14 protein-coding genes, 1 tRNA gene and 2 pseudogenes are annotated in these 16,801 nt (G+C 57.8%); 6 read left to right on the top strand and 11 right to left on the bottom strand.

The features are described from left to right. Positions 1-72: 72 nt before the first annotated feature. Positions 73-348 carry a hypothetical protein gene (locus ACQ4W0_RS00980; protein WP_436575080.1) on the bottom strand — a complete coding sequence of 92 codons (276 nt, stop codon included), beginning with the start codon at positions 346-348 and terminating at the stop codon, positions 73-75. Between the two features lie 255 nt (positions 349-603). On the opposite strand from ACQ4W0_RS00980, the gene ACQ4W0_RS00975 reads away from it, so the two are divergent. The 3 genes from ACQ4W0_RS00975 (at position 604) to ACQ4W0_RS00965 (ending at position 3,101) form a co-directional block, all read left to right on the top strand. After that, positions 604-1,392 (top strand): DNA adenine methylase, encoded by a 789-nt coding sequence (locus tag ACQ4W0_RS00975; protein ID WP_436575079.1) that lies wholly within the window; start codon positions 604-606, stop codon positions 1,390-1,392. A gap of 177 nt (positions 1,393-1,569) precedes the next feature. Then, positions 1,570-1,932 carry a hypothetical protein gene (locus ACQ4W0_RS00970; protein ID WP_436575078.1) on the top strand — a complete coding sequence of 121 codons (363 nt, stop codon included), beginning with the start codon at positions 1,570-1,572 and terminating at the stop codon, positions 1,930-1,932. A 314-nt stretch (positions 1,933-2,246) separates the two neighbouring features. Next, on the top strand, positions 2,247-3,101 hold the full coding sequence (locus ACQ4W0_RS00965; RefSeq protein WP_436575077.1) for a hypothetical protein: 855 nt from the start codon (positions 2,247-2,249) through the stop codon (positions 3,099-3,101). A gap of 10 nt (positions 3,102-3,111) precedes the next feature. Here the strand turns inward: ACQ4W0_RS00965 and ACQ4W0_RS00960 are convergent, their stop codons facing one another. After that, positions 3,112-4,101, bottom strand: coding sequence for a tyrosine-type recombinase/integrase (locus tag ACQ4W0_RS00960; RefSeq protein ID WP_436575076.1), 990 nt, complete (start codon positions 4,099-4,101; stop codon positions 3,112-3,114). 166 nt (positions 4,102-4,267) lie between these two features. Beyond that, a tRNA-Leu gene (locus ACQ4W0_RS00955) sits at positions 4,268-4,354 on the bottom strand. 46 nt (positions 4,355-4,400) lie between these two features. Here ACQ4W0_RS00955 and ACQ4W0_RS00950 point away from each other — a divergent pair. Both ACQ4W0_RS00950 and ACQ4W0_RS00945 read left to right on the top strand, forming a co-directional pair. After that, positions 4,401-4,655, top strand: a pseudogene (locus tag ACQ4W0_RS00950) (SDR family NAD(P)-dependent oxidoreductase); the annotation flags it as partial. Then, positions 4,656-4,814, top strand: a pseudogene (locus ACQ4W0_RS00945) (SDR family oxidoreductase); the annotation flags it as partial. It abuts the pseudogene before it with no gap. Positions 4,815-4,903: 89 nt separating this feature from the next. Here ACQ4W0_RS00945 and ACQ4W0_RS00940 read toward each other — a convergent pair. Beyond that, on the bottom strand, positions 4,904-6,220 hold the full coding sequence (locus ACQ4W0_RS00940) for an enoyl ACP reductase FabMG family protein (RefSeq protein ID WP_436575075.1): 1,317 nt from the start codon (positions 6,218-6,220) through the stop codon (positions 4,904-4,906). Positions 6,221-6,495: 275 nt separating this feature from the next. Further along, a complete protein-coding gene (locus ACQ4W0_RS00935) occupies positions 6,496-8,859 on the bottom strand; it encodes a DNA polymerase II (protein WP_436575074.1) in 2,364 nt (787 codons plus the stop codon). 133 nt (positions 8,860-8,992) lie between these two features. On the opposite strand from ACQ4W0_RS00935, the gene ACQ4W0_RS00930 reads away from it, so the two are divergent. Further along, entirely contained in the window at positions 8,993-10,672 is a 1,680-nt protein-coding gene (locus ACQ4W0_RS00930; RefSeq protein ID WP_436575073.1) for an AMP-binding protein, read from the top strand. Between the two features lie 74 nt (positions 10,673-10,746). On the opposite strand, the gene ACQ4W0_RS00925 is transcribed toward ACQ4W0_RS00930, so the two are convergent. From ACQ4W0_RS00925 to ACQ4W0_RS00900, 6 genes are all read right to left on the bottom strand, one after another. Further along, entirely contained in the window at positions 10,747-11,727 is a 981-nt protein-coding gene (locus ACQ4W0_RS00925) for a choice-of-anchor A family protein (RefSeq protein ID WP_436575072.1), read from the bottom strand. A gap of 201 nt (positions 11,728-11,928) precedes the next feature. Then, positions 11,929-13,653: an ArnT family glycosyltransferase gene (locus ACQ4W0_RS00920; RefSeq protein ID WP_436575071.1), complete on the bottom strand. Its 1,725-nt coding sequence runs from the start codon at positions 13,651-13,653 to the stop codon at positions 11,929-11,931. 152 nt (positions 13,654-13,805) lie between these two features. Further along, a complete protein-coding gene (locus tag ACQ4W0_RS00915; protein WP_010401544.1) occupies positions 13,806-14,075 on the bottom strand; it encodes a type B 50S ribosomal protein L31 in 270 nt (89 codons plus the stop codon). 214 nt (positions 14,076-14,289) lie between these two features. Further along, the gene (rho, locus tag ACQ4W0_RS00910) at positions 14,290-15,552 is read right to left on the bottom strand and encodes a transcription termination factor Rho (protein WP_034746249.1); all 1,263 of its coding nucleotides are present in this window, start codon (positions 15,550-15,552) and stop codon (positions 14,290-14,292) included. Between the two features lie 156 nt (positions 15,553-15,708). Further along, positions 15,709-16,035 carry a thioredoxin TrxA gene (gene trxA / locus ACQ4W0_RS00905; RefSeq protein WP_436550078.1) on the bottom strand — a complete coding sequence of 109 codons (327 nt, stop codon included), beginning with the start codon at positions 16,033-16,035 and terminating at the stop codon, positions 15,709-15,711. A gap of 303 nt (positions 16,036-16,338) precedes the next feature. Further along, positions 16,339-16,797, bottom strand: a complete 459-nt coding sequence (locus ACQ4W0_RS00900; RefSeq protein WP_436575070.1) for a response regulator — start codon at positions 16,795-16,797, stop codon at positions 16,339-16,341. Positions 16,798-16,801: the final 4 nt, after the last annotated feature.

Genomic DNA, 16,801 nt, shown 5'->3' with positions numbered 1-16,801 from the left:
AACGGCAATGGCTTGGGTCTGTGAATGAACGAGAGTGCGAGCTGTTGGAAGCTGGAGCTCATAAATGCATGGCTACGGTGCTGATGCGCAGATCGGATCGGGGGCATGCGGCACAAGAACGCTCATCGCACCTGTGTGTATCAACTGAAAAGCCAGGGCTGATGCTTCAATTCGCGCCGCGCGATCTGACTTAAAAGTTGTGGGGGTTGGAATCTTAACGTTAGGCAGGATGGCATTGCCGGCATGTGCCGTAACCAGAATCATGCCCCGGAATTTGCCTTCATCTGTTATGTACGCGCCCAATTGATACTCATATCCATCTAACTGGTGTCGCTGTGTCGTCTCCATACACTCTTCCATAGAAATTTTGAATACAGCATGCACCTATGAGGAACCCAATGATTATATGCCATCAGTTTCACATGATATGTGCATGCGTGGATGTGTCAAGCGCGTTGGTAAAGGAAAAGGAAAAACAGAGCGCTGATTGTCGCTGCGCTAACAGCAGCAATCAGCCTCGGCACGCTGGCCAGGCCAGTGAACCAAACAGGCTCGTGCTACCTCGGGAAGGTAACTCGACTCTAACATTAGGAGGTTTACATTTTGGCTTTACCCATCATCCCCTGGATCGGCGGCAAACGACGCCTGGCCGACCGCATCATCCCGCAATTTCCGCCGCACACTTGCTACATCGAAGTTTTCGCTGGCGGCGCCGCGCTGTACTTCATGCGGCCGCCCGCCGAGGTGGAAGTGCTCAACGACGTCAACGGTGAGCTGATTAACCTTTACCGCGTCGTCAAGAATCACCTGGAGGAATTCGTGCGCCAGTTCAAGTGGGCGCTGTCGAGCCGCGAGGTGTTCAAGTGGTTGCAGGACACGCCGCCGCATACCCTGACGGACCTGCAGCGCGCGGCCCGATTCTTCTACCTTCAGCAGCATGCCTTCGGCGGCAAGGTTGACGGTCAGACGTGGGGCACGGCCACGACCGCGCCGCCGCTCAATTTACTGCGCATCGAGGAGAATTTGTCGGCCGCCCACCTGCGCCTGTCCGGCGCCTACATCGAGAACTTGGACTGGTACAAATGCATGGAGCGCTACGACCGGCCCCACACGCTGTTTTACCTGGACCCGCCGTACTGGGAGACAGCAGGATATGGCGTTGAGTTTGAATTCGCCCAGTACGAGAAGATGGCCGAGCTGATGACCCGGCTGAAGGGCAAGGCCATCTTGAGCCTGAATGACCACCCGGACATCCGGCGCGTGTTTGCGCGCTTCCAGATGGATACAACTGGCATTCAGTACAACGTGGGTGGAGGCGGCAAGGCAGTCGAACGCAGAGAACTGATTATTTATAGTTGGGATAAGGAAGCCGAGCCAGCTGGTTTGTTTTAAGTCTAAGCGGCCTGGTGTGCAGACGTCTGCACGCTAGTCCGATGTTTTCTTTACACCGCTTAAAGTTTAGATATACTGTATGCATATACAGTATATTTAGGTGTCGCCATGCTTGTAATAGCAGCAAAATTGTATTCCGATCAAGGCGTTCCCTTGCCTAGGCACAGGGAAATTACCTTGCGCTATACGGCCGTAGGTAAGTTTTCGATGAACGAGGGCTATGAAAAAGACTTCCGGCGAACAGTGCGTGTGGCGAATTTGTGGCCAATCGGCGGCGGAGACTCCATACTTCCGACTTTGTATGACGCTGCCATTGTGTGGGTGGGAGATGGGAAGTTGCGGGTCCGTGGATTTGAAATCAACCCCATGACTATGGCTCATGTGGCAATGGCTTGGGGCGCGGAGATTGTGGCAGATCAGCGGCCTGGACGAGTGCTGGTACCACTTGATGGAGAAACAGAGATTTCAGTGATTACCACTCAAGCGGATCTGGAAAAAGCGGCCGCTGCCCGGACTGGCCCTGCGCAGTGGAAGCGCTGAAATTTGATCGCGTTGGAAAATAAGAAAACTCGTTGGAAAATGCAAAAAAAGGGTTACAAGCAGAAGCATGTAACCCTTTGATTTTCCTACTCATTCTGTGGGGTGGCTGATGGGGCTCGAACCCACGACAACAGGAATCACAATCCTGAACTCATCGCGCCAACTGCTTAGCGCAAGCCCCGTCATATCAAATTTGGTTGCGGCGATAGAATTGCGGCATTGTTTGTTTTTTTCTATTTTTGTAGTAAATTGTTTGGCATAGGTGATTTTCTACTTTGACGCCGTCGAAAATTTTTCATCAGATTAGGGAAGATATGGAAGAAAATCAGAAAAAGTATAAGTGCGGTTTGATAATGCCAATCGCTGCTATTGACAATTGCCCTGCCAGTCATTGGGAAGCCGTAAGACTAATTATCAAGGAAGCTCTTGAAGATACTGAGTATGAAGTTTCACTTGTTAGTGATTCAAATGAAATTGGAATTATTCAAAAAAGAATAGTTCAGAATACTTTTTCTAATGATATGGTAATTTGTGATGTTAGTGCAAAGAATCCTAATGTTATGTTTGAGTTGGGAATGCGACTTGCGTTTGATAAGCCAGTTTTAATAATAAAAGATGATTTTACAAATTACTCGTTTGATACGGGTGTGATAGAGCATATAAATTATCCTAGGGATTTGAATTATCATGCGATCCAGCAATTTAAAACTTTATTAAGGACAAAATTGATTGCAACTCATAAGGCAACGACGGAGCCTGGCTACTCTTCGTTCCTTGCGAGCTTTTCGACAGTTACAGCATCAAAATTGCCTGAGAAGGAGGTGGGAAGCATGGACTATATCCTCGAGGCAATGTCTGAAATGCGTGATGAGATCCGAAGTTTAACGCAGCCACGAATTGCTAGATTGCCAAAAACAGTTTCTATTCGCATGCCTCTTCCCCCTCATAAGAAGTTTATTCAGCATATAAGGGCTACCTTCAAAAATTTTGTATTTTTTAATGGTCCTAGTGATCCAAAATTCCGAGAGATTTACAATGATTTCTTTAGGTCGTACTATCCTAGTATAAATTTAAGTGAGGAAGAATTTGAAGGCCAATTAATTACTGCATACGATGAGTATATGCAAATGCCATCAGGCCAAGGTTATGGATTGGGGGAAGAGTCATAGGTGTTTGCATCTATAACTTTTTTGCTATCTCTGCGGCAGTTTCATTGTAATAGATCTGTAGCTGGCGGATGTCTTTGTGTCCGACCATCCTGGCTAGTTCGAGAATATTTAGCTTTTTTGCTAGCCTGGTAATCGCTTCGTGTCGAGTATCGTGAAAGGTGAGGCCTTTGATGCCGGCACGAGTAACTGCTTTACGGAAAAGGCTGTCTCTGCTTTCATCGGTCACGTTGAAGTAAGGGGAGCTGGCCGCGGGCACAGGAAGTTCGCTGAGGATTTCAAGTGCACGCATTGAAAGAGGGACGTCGCGTTTGCTGTCGTTTTTTGTGCGAGGGAGATGCGCAACCGAGCCAGTGATGCGTTCGGGCGTGAGGCTGAGAATCTCCCCTGACCGCATGCCAGTTTCAATTGCAAACAAAAATGTTGCTGCAACGACGCCGGATATATTGGTGATCTTGCCATCGTAGGCAAGTGCCAGGCATATGCGGTCAATCTCATCTTGGCTGATTAGACGGTCTCTCGGTGGCGGATCTTTAGGGCGACGGACGTCTGCTGTGGGGCTTTTCGAAGCCCAGTTCCATTCGCGGCGAGCTGTTGTGAAAACGTGCGAGATCAAATTGAGGTCACGATTGACTGTTGACCCCAATACCGTTTTAAGACGCATATCGCGCCACTGCCCCAGAATGTCCGGTGTTATTTCTGCGACCAGGTAATCGCCAAGCTTCTTGTCGGCGACGACGTGCTTCGCAATTGCTGATAGTCGGATAGTTTCCCAACGCGCACCCTTTTTGTGTACGGAAACCTCGTCGCGGTACCGTTCAAACGCTTGTAGGCAGGTTTTGCCTGCGACGATGCCAGTGGCGTCGCTGCGGCGCAGTTGTGCTTCCCGTTCGGCCGCCCATGCAACGGCTTCTGCCTTAGTACTGAATGTCTCTGATTCGCGGGTGCCAAGCACTGCTATTTCTGCGCGCCAGCCGCCTGAACGTTTTCTGAATGATGCCATGATCTCTCCAATTTGGCGTAATCATGGCGTAAATTTGGCGTAACGCCTATCAGTTTTTATCGGGTTTAATCGGGAGTGATCGGATTGATCAGGCAAGAAAAAAGCCACTAAATCCTTGATTTTATTGGATTTAATGGCTTTATCGGTACTTCTTCGATTTGTCTGGTGGTGCCGGGAGCCGGAATCGAACCGGCACGCTGTTTCCAGCGCGGGATTTTGAGTCCCGTGCGTCTACCTATTCCGCCATCCCGGCAACGCGAGACGGATTATCGCTGATTTGCCACAATCTGGCAAGTTTTATGCTTGGCGTGTGTTTTGCACCAGCGTTGAGAATCTTTGAATACGCCGATTCCAGCGCAAGAAGCGGAGTGCAACGCCTGGCCAGCCGTCCTATGGTGTTCCTTCACTACCTGGCGGGATATCCCATGCAACAACTGGAAAACAAGGTCGCCATCATCACGGGCGCCAGCTCGGGTATCGGCCATGCGGCGGCGCGGCTGTTCGCCCGCCATGGCGCGCGGCTGGTGCTGGTGGCGCGGCGGCGGAAGGAGCTCGATGCGCTGGCCTTCGTGGCGGGCTTGCATGCATTGAAGCGCCTGGCCACGCCGGACGAGATTGCCCGCTCGGCGCTGTACCTGGCGTCCGATGCCTCGAGCTTTACCACCGGCACGGCGCTGCTGGCCGATGGCGGCGTGTCCATCCTGCGCGCGTAAAGGTCCCGTAGCGCATGGCAGCCGTAGAAACACCGACGGCCCGGGGATGAGCCGGGCCGTCGGTGTCTTGCCGCTGCGTTACATCAAGCTCAGTTGTGCACCGAGTTCAGCTGGCGCGCGATGATGTCATGGTTGAGCCAGACGACGGGGGCTTGCGGCTCCGACATGGCGTGGAACATCAGCGGGCCCGTGCCTTCCAAGACCAGCGAGCTCAGGTGGTCGGTGATCAGTTCCTTGCGGTCCTTGTGCAGCTTGGTGATGTCGTCCGAGGTGCCGATCATGACCTCGGCCAGCTCTGGCGTGTTGTCCATCGGCCAGGCGGCGAAGTTGCGGAACTGCACGCTGGTGGCGTCGCCATTGTAGGCGGCGATACGGTCGAGCAAGTCTTGCAGCGAGACGCCGTCTTCCAGCAAGCTCTGGCAGATTTTCCATTGCTCTTCGGCCCAGGCGCTGCCGCCTTCTTTTTTCAGCGCGTCGAGCAGGGGGAACAGGGACAGTTCCACGCCGACAAAGATGTCGGACGAGTTGGTGCGGATTTCCGGGCAGTTGAACACGGTCGCCTTGATGCCTTTTTCCCACGCGGCCTTGGCCACGTTTTCCAGGCGGTTCTTGGCCAGGCCTTGCGTGTAGTTGCTATACGTTTGCCACTGGTATTTGCCGTCGATCAAGATCTCGGTGCCGTGGTAGCCGTAGGCGCTGTAGCGCACCTGGCCGCCCGTTTTCTCGATGCGGGCGCGGATGGCGGCGCTGCCGTCGATCAGGTGCTGCAGGGTGTTGGCCGTGACTTCGTCGAAGTTCATCAGGATCAATTTACCCAGATCGCTGTCGAGCAAGGCGCGCGAGGACATGAAGCGCTCGCCGCGGCCCTTGTAGATGCGGTTGGCAATCGCCAGGAAGACTTTAACTTTCGGAATGCCGCCAGCCATGGTGTGAGCGAAATACACATTGCTGCCATCAGGAATCAGGCTGTCCAGCTCGGCCATGGCTTTTGCCACGGAAGCGCTGAAGCGGGCGATGCCGGCTTCGCGGCAGCGTTCGATCTGCGCCCAGTCCAGCTTGTCTTCTTGCCAGCTTTTCAGGGTCATGTCGGCCAGCAGGGCCGTCGGGGTCGGCTCGCCGGCCGGCGCGTCGAGGTCGAAACCGGCCATCAGCGGCACATTGATGATGCGGCCGCCCAGGTTGGCTTCGGCTTCGGCCAGCTCTTCCGCGTTCAGCGGGCGCAGCGCCATGTTTTCATCGCGGCGGCCGACCGTCATGCCGACGATATTCATGCCCGCCTTGCGCGCTTCGTCCAGCAAGCCATTCACATAGCCGCGGCCGAACAGCTCGCCGAACAGCACAAAGGTGTCGCCCTTGCGGAAGATATTTTTTTGCGGGATGTCTCTTAAGGACGTAATCTCGGTCATGGTGTCAATTCATTCAAAAATTAGCAGGGCAGGTGGCTAGTGCTACTGCCCGCTGGTTCAACATGGTTGTAAATTATGCGCCATTTCAGCTGGAAAAATTCTGTTGCGAATGATTCTCGTCTGGAATGGCATCTTCTTCTGCGGTGGAGCTCTTATTCTTTCGCCATGGCGTATTTTACGCTGCCGCAGCGCACAGCGCCCGCGGACTGGCCTAGCAGGCGCCGATATTACCTCAGCTTGGCCGTGCGGGTCAGCAAAATTGATTTACAACATATTTAAAACAAATCCTGCTGCCCCGACACGAGGCGCGAAAAATCGTCGCCCAGGAAGGGCAGGATCGCGTCGGCCACCGGTTGCAGCTGGCGTGTCAGGTAATGGTGGTAATCGATGGGCGAGCGTTGCGTTTCCAGCGGTTCCGGCCCCGCCACCGTGATCACGTAGCTGATCCAGCCGCCGTTCTGGTATTGCAGCGGCCGGCCCTGCGCCAGGTTGTAGGCGTCGGCCGTGCGCGCTGCGCGCACATGGGGCGGCACGTTGCGCTGGTAATCGCCGAGGGGGCGGCGCAAGCGCTTGCGATAGACCAATAAAGCGTCGCATTCGCCGTGCACGGTGCGCGCCACGTAGTCGCGCACATAGTCCTGGTAGGCGGCGCGCTGGAAGATGCGCCGGTATAACTCTTGCTGGAATTGCTGCGCCAGCGGCGTCCAGTCGCTGCGCACCGTTTCCAGGCCCTTGTAGACCATCTCTTCGCTGCCGTCAGGCTTGCCCACCAGGCCCGCATAGCGCTTCTTGCTGCCTTCTTCCGAGCCGCGGATGGTGGGCATCAGGAAACGCCGGTAATGCGTCTCGAATTCCAGCTCCAGTGCATTGTCGAGGCCGAATTCTTCGCGCAGATGCCGCTCCCACCAGGCGTTGACGTGCGCCACCAGGGCGCGGCCGATCTTGCCCGCTTCTTCATCCGTATGCGCTGTTTTCAGCCACACAAACGTGGAATCCGTGTCGCCATAGATCACTTGATAACCCTGCTCGGTGATCAGTTCGCGCGTGCGGTGCATGATGTCGTGGCCGCGCAGGGTGATCGACGAGGCCAGGCGCGGGTCGAAAAAGCGGCAGCCGCTCGAACCCAGCACGCCATAAAACGCGTTCATGATGATTTTTAGCGCTTGTGACAGGGGCGCGTTACGCTCGCGCTTGGCCGCCTCGCGCCCTTGCCACACCTGTTGCACGATGGCGGGCAGGCAGTGTTTCACGCGCGAAAATTGCGCGCCCCGGTAGCCGGGCACGGTTTCCGCCTCGTCGCCGCGCGTGCCCACCACCAGTCCCACGGGATCGATGAGGAAGGTCCGGATGATGGACGGGTACAGGCTCTTATAGTCGAGCACCAGTACGGAATCGTACAGGCCCGACTGGGAATCCATGACGAAGCCGCCCGGGCTGTTGTCGCCGGACACATCGCCCAGGTTGGGCGCCACGTAGCCTTGCCGGTGCATCAGCGGCAAGTACAGGTGTTCGAAGGCGGCCACGGAGCCGCCGCTGCGGTCGGCCGCGAGGCCCGTCACGCTGGCCCGTTCCAGCAAAAAGGTCAGCAACTCGGTCTTGGCAAAGATGCGCGTGACCAGTTCGCAATCCTTGAGATTGTAGCGCGCCAGCGCCGGCTTATCCTCACGGAAACGTCGGTCGATCTCGGCCATGCGCTGGTAGGGATTGTCGATGGACTTGCCTTCGCCCAACAGCGTCTGCGCCACGTTTTCCAGGCTGAACGAGGAGAAATTCCACGTCGCCGACTTCAAGGCTTCGATGCCGTCGATGATCAGCCGTCCCGCCGCGGCGGCAAAATAGTGTTCCTGCTTGCCCCCATGCTCGCGCCATTCCATCACGGCGCCGCCGCGTCCCAGCCGCAAGGGCACCTGGTAGCGCTCGGCGTGTTCGCGCAGCACGCGCAAGTCGAACTGCACCAGGTTCCAGCCGATGATGGCGTCCGGATCGTATCGCTCCATCCACGTGTTCAGGCGTTCGAGGATCTGCGCGCGCGTGTCGCAGTATTCCAGGTCGAAGTCGAGCACTTCGGCGCCGCCGTTTGGCGGCCCCAGCATGTAGACATGGCGCTGGCCGCAGCCTTCCAGCGCAAGAGAATACAGCTCGCCGTGCGCCGTCGTTTCGATATCGAGCGACACCAGTTTCAAGCTGGGGCGGTAGCCGGGCGCCGGCCTCAGCTGCACTTCCTGCAGGGTTTCTCCGCTGAACGATACCGGCGCCGTGATGAAACGCTCCATCAGATAGCGCTCGGGCGGGCGGATATCGGCTTCGTACACGTCGACGCCGTGCGCGCGCAACTGTTTTTCCAGCTTCAGCAAATGCCGGTATTGCTTGCAGTACAGGCCCAACACGGGGCGATGGTGAAAATCGGACAACGACAGGGGCCGCAGCTCCGCATGGCGCTCGCCGCGCAGCAGCTGTTGCGCTTGTTCCTGCTGCTCCATGGGAAGGAAGGCGACCGCCGTCTGCACGGGCAGGCGCACGTGGCGGGGCCCGGCGTCCGTTGCCAGCCAGAAATCGACTTCCGTGCCGGCGCTGGTGTCGCGCCAGTGGCGGGTCAGGATAAAGCCCTGTTCGAGCGGGTGCTGCGCGTTGCCTGTCATGGTGCCGTGAGTATCTGGTGTGCTGGCCTGCACATTACAGCAAGCCGGTGCAGGGCGGGGGCGGTTGCGGCTATAATTTTCAGCATCGAAGACGATAACAAGAGCGCGTCGCGCCACACACCCTGGAGACACCATGCAAGCAATGAGTTATGTACACGGCGCCCACGAGACGCCGCTGATCGGTGTAACGATAGGCGCCTACCTGGACGGCATCGCCGCCCGCTACGGCCAGCACGATGCCCTGATCGTGGCGCACCAGAACGTGCGCTGGACCTACGCCGAATTCCAGCAGCGCGTGCACCGTCTGGCCGCCGGCTTGCTGAAGCTGGGTTTGCAGCCGGGCGACCGGGTCGGCATCTGGTCGCAAAACTGCGCCGAATGGGTACTGACCCAGTTCGCCACGGCGAAAGCCGGATTGATCATGGTCAACATCAACCCAGCCTACCGGCGCTCGGAACTCGAATACGTGCTCGACAAGGTGCAATGCAGCGCGCTGATCCTGTCGCCCAGCTTCAAGTCCAGCGACTACCTGGCCATCGTGCAGGACGTGGTGCCGGAAATCGCCCGTTCGCGCGCCGGCGCCCTGCAGTCGCCGCGCCTGCCGCAATTGCGCCACGTCATCCGCCTGGGCGCGGTCGCCACGCCCGGCATGCACAACTTCGACGCCTTGATGGGCGGCATCACGGACGCCGACCTGGCGCACCTGGCCGAAGTGAGCGCTACCTTGCAGTTTGACGATGCCGTGAACATTCAGTTCACCTCCGGCACCACGGGCGCGCCGAAGGGCGCCACCTTGACGCACCACAATATCCTCAACAACGGTTTTTTCATCGGCGAAGCAATGCGTCTGACCGAACAGGACCGCTTGTGCATTCCCGTGCCCCTGTACCACTGCTTCGGCATGGTGCTGGGCAACCTGGCCTGCGTCACGCATGGCGCGGCCATGGTGTTTCCGGGCGAAGGCTTCGATCCGAAAGCCGTGCTCGAGACCGTGCAGGCCGAGCGCTGTACCGGCTTGCACGGCGTGCCCACCATGTTCATCGCCATCCTCGACCATCCTGATTTCAAGCAATACGATCTGTCGAACTTGCGCACCGGCATCATGGCCGGCTCGCCGTGCCCGATGGAAGTCATGACGCGCGTTATCGAGCTGATGCATATGGCGGAAATTACCATCGCGTATGGCATGACGGAAACGTCGCCCGTCAGCTTTCAGACGTCGATCGAGGACCCGCGTGAAATGCGCGTCTCGTCCATCGGCCGCGTCCACCCGCACCTGGAAGTGAAAATCATCGATGCGGAAGGGCGCATCGTGCCACGCGGCGAGAAGGGCGAATTGCTCACGCGCGGCTATTCCGTGATGCAGGGCTACTGGGGCGACCCGGAAAAAACGGCCGAAGCCATCGACACGGCGCGCTGGATGCACACGGGCGACCTGGCCGTGATCGATGGCAACGGCTTTTGCAGCATCGTCGGCCGCTCGAAGGACATGGTCATCCGTGGCGGCGAAAACATTTACCCGCGCGAAGTCGAGGAATTCCTGTACCGCCACCCGAGCGTGCTCGACGTGCAATGCGTGGGTGTGCCCGATGCCAAGTATGGCGAAGAGTTGTGCGCTTGCATCATCTTGCGCCCGGGCACGCAGGCCACCAGCGAGGATATCCGTGCCTTTTGCGACGGGCAGATCGCCTATTACAAGATTCCCCGCTATGTGCGCTTTGTCGAGGAGTTCCCCATGACGGTGACGGGCAAGATCCAGAAATACTTGTTGCGCCAGCAAGTAGCCACCGATCTGGGCCTGAGCGCGGAATAAGCTTTTCGCCAGCCCATAAAAAAACACCGGGACACTTGCGCGGCCCGGTGTTTTTGATTGCTTCAGCGTAAAACTTATGCCAGTTGCGCTTGCGGTGCGCGCGCAGGCGTGCGGCGGCGCATGAACGCCAGCAAGCCCAGTCCGGCCAGCAGCATGGCGTAGGTGCCTGGCTCTGGTACGGCCGATACGCTGACCGTGTTGAAGCCGGCGCCGTTCATCGAGACATGGCCGTAATTGATCGAGCTGACCGAATTGGCGACCAGGGTGCCGTTCATGCTGCCCGAACCGGAAAACGCGCTGTTCGGCGCCAGGATGCTGCCGTTGATGCCGACGTTGTTCAGGCTGGTGGTGGTGGCATTGGCGAAGTTGAACAGCGTGCGGTCGGCGAAACTGCCGAAATTGTCGAAGCCGCCGCTCATGGTGATGTTGGTAGCCGTGCCGTTGATGATGATGCTGGCCGTGCTTTTCAGCGAGGACAGGTCCAGGGTCAGGTTATGCAGGTCGTTCGCAGCGATGGTGAAGACATTCACGTCGGCGTTGACATTGCCTACCAGGGTCATGTTGCCGTATTGCGAGATCACGGTGCCGTTCGATTGCAGCTTGGCCACATCGCCCGACAGGGTCGTCAGTTGCTGCTGGGCAGCCGCAAAATTCAGGGTGGAGGCATTGCCCTTGCTGAAGGTGCCCGTTGGGTACCACGATGGCGCCGTCACGCTGCCGTTGGCATTGCTCACGCCATACACGCCCGTGCCGTTGATGGTGCCGTTGCCGATGTTCAGGTTGCCACCGGCGACCAGCGTGTTGGCGGCGCTGCCCGGCTTCTTGTTCGTGCCGACGCTATAGCTGTCCAGGTAGATATTGCCGCCAGCGGCCAGGCTGCCGCCGACGCTGGTGAAGCCGCTGGTGCCGCTGCTGCCGATGTTGCCGAAGATGAAGGCCGAATAGCCGTTGGCGACGCCGAGGTCAATCACGGTCGCCTGGGCCGAGGCGCTGAAGGAGAAAGCGAACAGGGCGGCGCTGATGAGCGGCAAGGTACGTGTGGCAAATAATTTCATGGACATTCTCATAGTAAATTGGGGGACGAATAGGGCGGGAAAGCAAGACACCGCCATCGCGCAGAGCATCATTATAATCTAAAAAACAATTCTAGTTCAATTTAGCTAATTGAATATATTTTAAAGCAATATTTTTCACTTCGCAAAAGTTTGCTTTGCGAGCAAGAAAAAACCGGGACATTGCCCGGTTTTTTCGCGTTTTTACCTGACGCGCTGGTACAGGCGGAAACGTTCCACGTTATCGGTGGGGCGGCGCCCTTCCCACAGCTTGATCCAGTCCGCGCCGTGGTGCTCCGGCAGCTGCTCCTTGCTGTCGGGAACCTTGATGCTGTCTTGCAACAAGAACACATCGCATTGTTGCTGCCCTACGCTGGCAAAAGGCAAGTGGCCGTAGTAGGCGAACGAGGCGCGCTGGGCGGCGCCGACGTTGCTGTTGATGCATTTAGTGCCAGGTGGTAAGTTAACCGAGATCTGGTGCGCCACGCTGGCGTAGCTCTTGCTGTAGTTCAGCGGCGGCAGGAACAGGGTCATGATCAGCACCCAGATCAGGATCAGGCCGCCGGACGACAGCACCACGGCGCGCCACAGCACGGCAGGCTGGCGCGAAATGCGCCAGTGCACGAGGGCGATCCAGCCGGCCGTGACGCCAGCGGCCACGAAGAAGGCCACCAGTTCCAGCTCGGGCTTGAATCCAGGCACGAGTTTCAGTGCATTGTGGGCCTGTTGCGGCGGCCAGCCCGTCAGGATGGCGAACCAGAACAGCCACATCACGAGGGCGCAGATGGTCAGCACCATCACGGAGAACCAGTCGATGGCGTTGATGGCGCCCCGTTTCATGGTCAGCAGGCCGAACGCGGCCATCACGGCCAGCGGCGGCAGCAGGGGCAGCAGCTGGCTCGGTTCAGGATCGGGGTGGCACAGGCCCAGGATGGCCAGCATGGCGACAAAGGTCAGCGGCACGACGATGTGCAGCACGTGGTGCTGGCGGCGCCAGGCATACACGGCCCAGGCGGCGAACGGCCACGCGGGCCAGAAGAACCAGATGCCGACACGCAAGAAATACTGCAGGCTTTTCAGGCTCGGGGCGCTGAACTGGCGGCAATTCCACTCCATCCACGCCTTCAGCGGCGAATGGCCGTATGGCTGCAGCCATTCGCCGGGCAGCAGCCAGACCAGGGTCAGCGCGGCGCCGATCAGGATGGCCAGTGCCAGGTGGCGCATGCTGCGCAGCAGCGGCAGGCGCAGGAAGATGGTGCACAGCAGCAAGGCGATGCTCAGCGCCGCCGGCGTGATCCAGCCGCGCGTGAGGGTCAGGCCGCCCAGCGCCAGGCCCAGCAGGGCGGCATTGCGCACGGAAGGGCCTTCCACATAGCGCACGGCGCGGTACAGCAGGTAGGCCATTAGGGACACATATAGCGCTTCGGCCGTGATGTCGTGGCTGTGCTGCAGCAAGCCCAGGCAGCCCAGGTAGATGAGCACGGAGGCATCGGCCAGGGTGCGGCCGAAATCGTCGGGCTCGGGCTGGCCGCCGAAGGCCAGGCGCAGGGGCTGGGCATCGTTGCGGCGGCCCAGGTTGAAGGCGGTGTACCAGACGGACAGGGTGCTGACGACGAAGATGCCGATGGTCGACATGCGCGCGCCGAAGACGTCGCCGTCGATCCAGCCGAACAGTTTGATGAAAATGGCGCCCAGCCAGAAGGTCAGCGGACCTTCATCCGGCAGCGACAGGCCGGCCACGTTGGGCCACAGCCAGTCGTTCAGGCCGCCATGCGCCATGGTCCACATGATGCCGAAACTGGCGGCATCATCGTTCTTCCACGGTTCGCGGCCGATCAGGCCAGGCAGGATGTACAGCAGGCCAAGTGCAAACAAGGCCCATCGTGGCAGCGCGAGTGTGGCAGCGGCGGGAAGACGGACTGGCTTCATCGATAATCGGTATCAGAATAGTGGCAAGACGCGACGAATGGCGTCGGGTATGCGCGAGTATAAAGTAAAGCGGCCAAAGACAAAAAAGGCAGCCGTAGCTGCCTTTTTCTTGGTAGCCGAAGCTGCCCTTCTTTGCCGCAAAGCGGCAAAAATCAGCCTGCTGCGACTGCGGTTTTCGAACCAACGGTACCGAACTTCTGACGGAACTTCTCGACGCGACCAGCGGTATCGACGATTTTGTGCTTGCCCGTGAAGAATGGGTGCGATTCAGCCGAAACCTCGATCTTCACCAGTGGGTATTCTTTACCGTCGTGGGTGATTTTTTCGCGGGTTTGGATGGTCGAGCGGGTAACGAATTTGAAATCGCACGACAGATCGTGGAAAACAACTTCGCGGTATTCTGGATGGGTATCGACTTTCATGGTCTTCTCTCTAGTTTGGTAGCCAAACAGCACTTCGTCGGTCGTCCAGCTTCTTGACCCGATTGCCGATCACTTGCCAGGGTTTAAAATAATGCAACCGTCGATTATATAGCGCTTTCGGGCGGACGGCAATAAAAAAGCCGCTCAGGGAGCGGCTTTCGCATGATGGTCAACGGAGGGCTGGGGTCAGACCCGTCGGGTCTGACCCCGAAAATCAGCCACCGCGTCTCATCATATCGAAAAACTCGGCGTTGTTCTTCGTTGCTTTCATCTTGTCCAGAATGAACTCCATCGCCTCGATCTCGTCCATCGAGTACAGCAACTTGCGCAAGATCCAGATTTTTTGCAGCTCGTTCGGCTTGATCAGCAGTTCTTCGCGGCGGGTACCTGATTTGTTCAGGTTAATTGCCGGATAGACACGTTTCTCGGCCAGACGGCGTTCCAGATGCACTTCCATGTTGCCGGTACCCTTGAATTCTTCAAAGATCACGTCATCCATGCGCGAACCCGTTTCGATCAGCGCCGTGGCGATGATGGTCAGCGAGCCGCCTTCTTCGATATTGCGCGCGGCGCCGAAGAAGCGTTTTGGTCGTTGCAGCGCGTTCGCGTCGACACCGCCGGTCAGCACCTTGCCCGAGGCAGGGATGACGGTGTTGTAAGCGCGCGCCAGGCGGGTGATCGAGTCGAGCAGGATCACCACGTCTTTTTTCATTTCGACCAGTCGCTTGGCTTTTTCCAGCACCATCTCGGCCACTTGCACGTGGCGCGTGGCCGGCTCGTCGAAGGTCGAGGCGACGACTTCGCCGCGTACCGAACGTTGCATTTCGGTAACTTCTTCCGGACGTTCGTCGATCAGCAGCACGATCAGCGTGATATCCGGGTGATTTGCCGTGATCGCATGCGCGATGTGCTGCAGGATCACGGATTTACCGGATTTCGGCGATGCCACCAGCAAGCCGCGCTGGCCTTTGCCGATCGGGGCGATCAGGTCGATGATGCGGCCGGTGATGTTTTCCTGGCCATTCATTTCACGTTCCAGGCGCAGCGGCTCGTTCGGGTGCAGCGGCGTCAGGTTTTCAAACAGGATGCGGTGTTTCGACATCTCCGGCGATTCGCCGTTGACCTTGTCGACTTTGACCAGTGCGAAATAGCGTTCGCCATCTTTCGGGGTCCGTACCTCGCCCTCGATCGAATCGCCGGTGTGCAGATTGAAGCGGCGGATTTGCGAAGGGGAGATGTAAATGTCGTCGGTGGACGCCATGTAGCTGGCGTCAGGCGAGCGCAGGAAGCCGAAGCCGTCTGGCAGCACTTCCAGGGCGCCGTCGCCAAAAATCTGTTCGCCGGACTTGGCGCGTTTTTTCAGGATAGCGAACATCAGCTCCTGTTTGCGCAAGCGGGCTGCGTTGTCAATGTCAAGACCGATCGCCATCTCAAGCAGGGCGGATACGTGTAGGGCCTTTAGTTCGGATAAATGCATATGTGTTGAGTGTCCCGAGACGGGATGTAAAGGTAGGGGAGGGGACTGCGTGGCGTTGATTAATTATTGGGGAAGGCTGTGCACGAATGATGGCAAAGCTGCTTCCCGGTCGTTCCAGTCAGGCGGCGCTGCGGGCGCAGCGCTGCCTATCATACATTAAATGTTGCTGTCGACGAAAGCGGTCAACTGGCCTTTAGCCATGGCGCCCACTTTTTGAGCAGCTGCAACACCATCCTTGAACAGGATCAGGGTCGGGATGCCGCGGATGCCGAACTTGGCAGGCACTGCCTGGTTGGCGTCCACGTCCATCTTGGCGATCACGATGCGGCCATCGTATTCCTTGGCCACTTCTTCCAGGATCGGGGCGATAGCCTTGCAGGGACCGCACCATTCTGCCCAGAAGTCGACCAGCACTGGCAACTCGGATTTCAGGACGTCTGCTTCAAAAGATGCATCGCTAATGTGTTTGATATTTTCGCTCATATTTTCCTCAAATGAGGGTGGGATCAATAATGCCTGGGATTAACCATACGCTGGTTCGCCATCCATGCTTCCTAGAATGCAGCTAGCAGATGGGGGCAATGGGCACGAATTCAATATTCTTGGAAGGTGCGACCAGAGGTATGCAGGCGGGGATGGCTGAAATAATAACCCATTTTTTCAAAGCGTGGCGATTATTGCAGAAAAACTTGAGGCATATCGCCACCGCGCGTGCCGGCAGGGCGGCAAAGCCGCATGCCTGCTGGCCCGCAGCGCCGTGCCCGCCCTTCCGGCGATCCTCCGCGCTCAGGCTTGTACGCTGGCCAGACGCGCCGTGTGCTGCAGCTGCAAGTTCACCATGAGCTGCAATTCCGCGCTTTCCATCGGCTTGCGGAAGGTGCCTAATATATGCAGGCCATTGGCCACGGCCAGGCGTTCGGCTGCCAGGCGCACGGCCGAATGCAGGCCTGACAGCAACACTACGCCGCCGCGGAAGCCATTGTCAGCCGCCATGCGCAGAAATTCGATGCCGTCGATGTCGGGCATGGACAGGTCGCAGATCAGCAGATCGGGCTGGTGCTGCTTCAGGGTAGCCAGCGCCTGTTCACTGTGCGATTCGCAGCGGATGTCGAACGGGCCCATTTGCTCGAGCATGTCGCTGAGCACGTCGAGCATGAAGACGTCGTCGTCCAGCAGCAGCACGCGCAACGGCGCCAGGCCTGCTTCGTTGTGTTCCCGGCTTGCTTGGTTTGATACAGTAGTCATCGTT

This window comes from Janthinobacterium breve (genome assembly GCF_051380895.1).
GTDB lineage: Bacteria > Pseudomonadota > Gammaproteobacteria > Burkholderiales > Burkholderiaceae_D > Janthinobacterium.
This window is presented reverse-complemented; position numbering and strand designations above follow the sequence as displayed.

What these genes read in the sequence shown, in the direction of transcription:
- ACQ4W0_RS00920 (WP_436575071.1), bottom strand. Translation starts at nt 13,653, where the DNA reads ATGAAGCCAGTCCGTCTTCCCGCCGCTGCCACACTCGCGCTGCCACGA.
- ACQ4W0_RS00940 (WP_436575075.1), bottom strand. Translation starts at nt 6,220, where the DNA reads ATGACCGAGATTACGTCCTTAAGAGACATCCCGCAAAAAAATATCTTC.
- rho (WP_034746249.1), bottom strand. Translation starts at nt 15,552, where the DNA reads ATGCATTTATCCGAACTAAAGGCCCTACACGTATCCGCCCTGCTTGAG.
- ACQ4W0_RS00900 (WP_436575070.1), bottom strand. Translation starts at nt 16,797, where the DNA reads ATGACTACTGTATCAAACCAAGCAAGCCGGGAACACAACGAAGCAGGC.
- ACQ4W0_RS00915 (WP_010401544.1), bottom strand. Translation starts at nt 14,075, where the DNA reads ATGAAAGTCGATACCCATCCAGAATACCGCGAAGTTGTTTTCCACGAT.
- ACQ4W0_RS00935 (WP_436575074.1), bottom strand. Translation starts at nt 8,859, where the DNA reads ATGACAGGCAACGCGCAGCACCCGCTCGAACAGGGCTTTATCCTGACC.
- ACQ4W0_RS00965 (WP_436575077.1), top strand. Translation starts at nt 2,247, where the DNA reads ATGGAAGAAAATCAGAAAAAGTATAAGTGCGGTTTGATAATGCCAATC.
- ACQ4W0_RS00930 (WP_436575073.1), top strand. Translation starts at nt 8,993, where the DNA reads ATGCAAGCAATGAGTTATGTACACGGCGCCCACGAGACGCCGCTGATC.
- ACQ4W0_RS00960 (WP_436575076.1), bottom strand. Translation starts at nt 4,101, where the DNA reads ATGGCATCATTCAGAAAACGTTCAGGCGGCTGGCGCGCAGAAATAGCA.
- ACQ4W0_RS00925 (WP_436575072.1), bottom strand. Translation starts at nt 11,727, where the DNA reads ATGAAATTATTTGCCACACGTACCTTGCCGCTCATCAGCGCCGCCCTG.
- ACQ4W0_RS00980 (WP_436575080.1), bottom strand. Translation starts at nt 348, where the DNA reads ATGGAGACGACACAGCGACACCAGTTAGATGGATATGAGTATCAATTG.
- trxA (WP_436550078.1), bottom strand. Translation starts at nt 16,035, where the DNA reads ATGAGCGAAAATATCAAACACATTAGCGATGCATCTTTTGAAGCAGAC.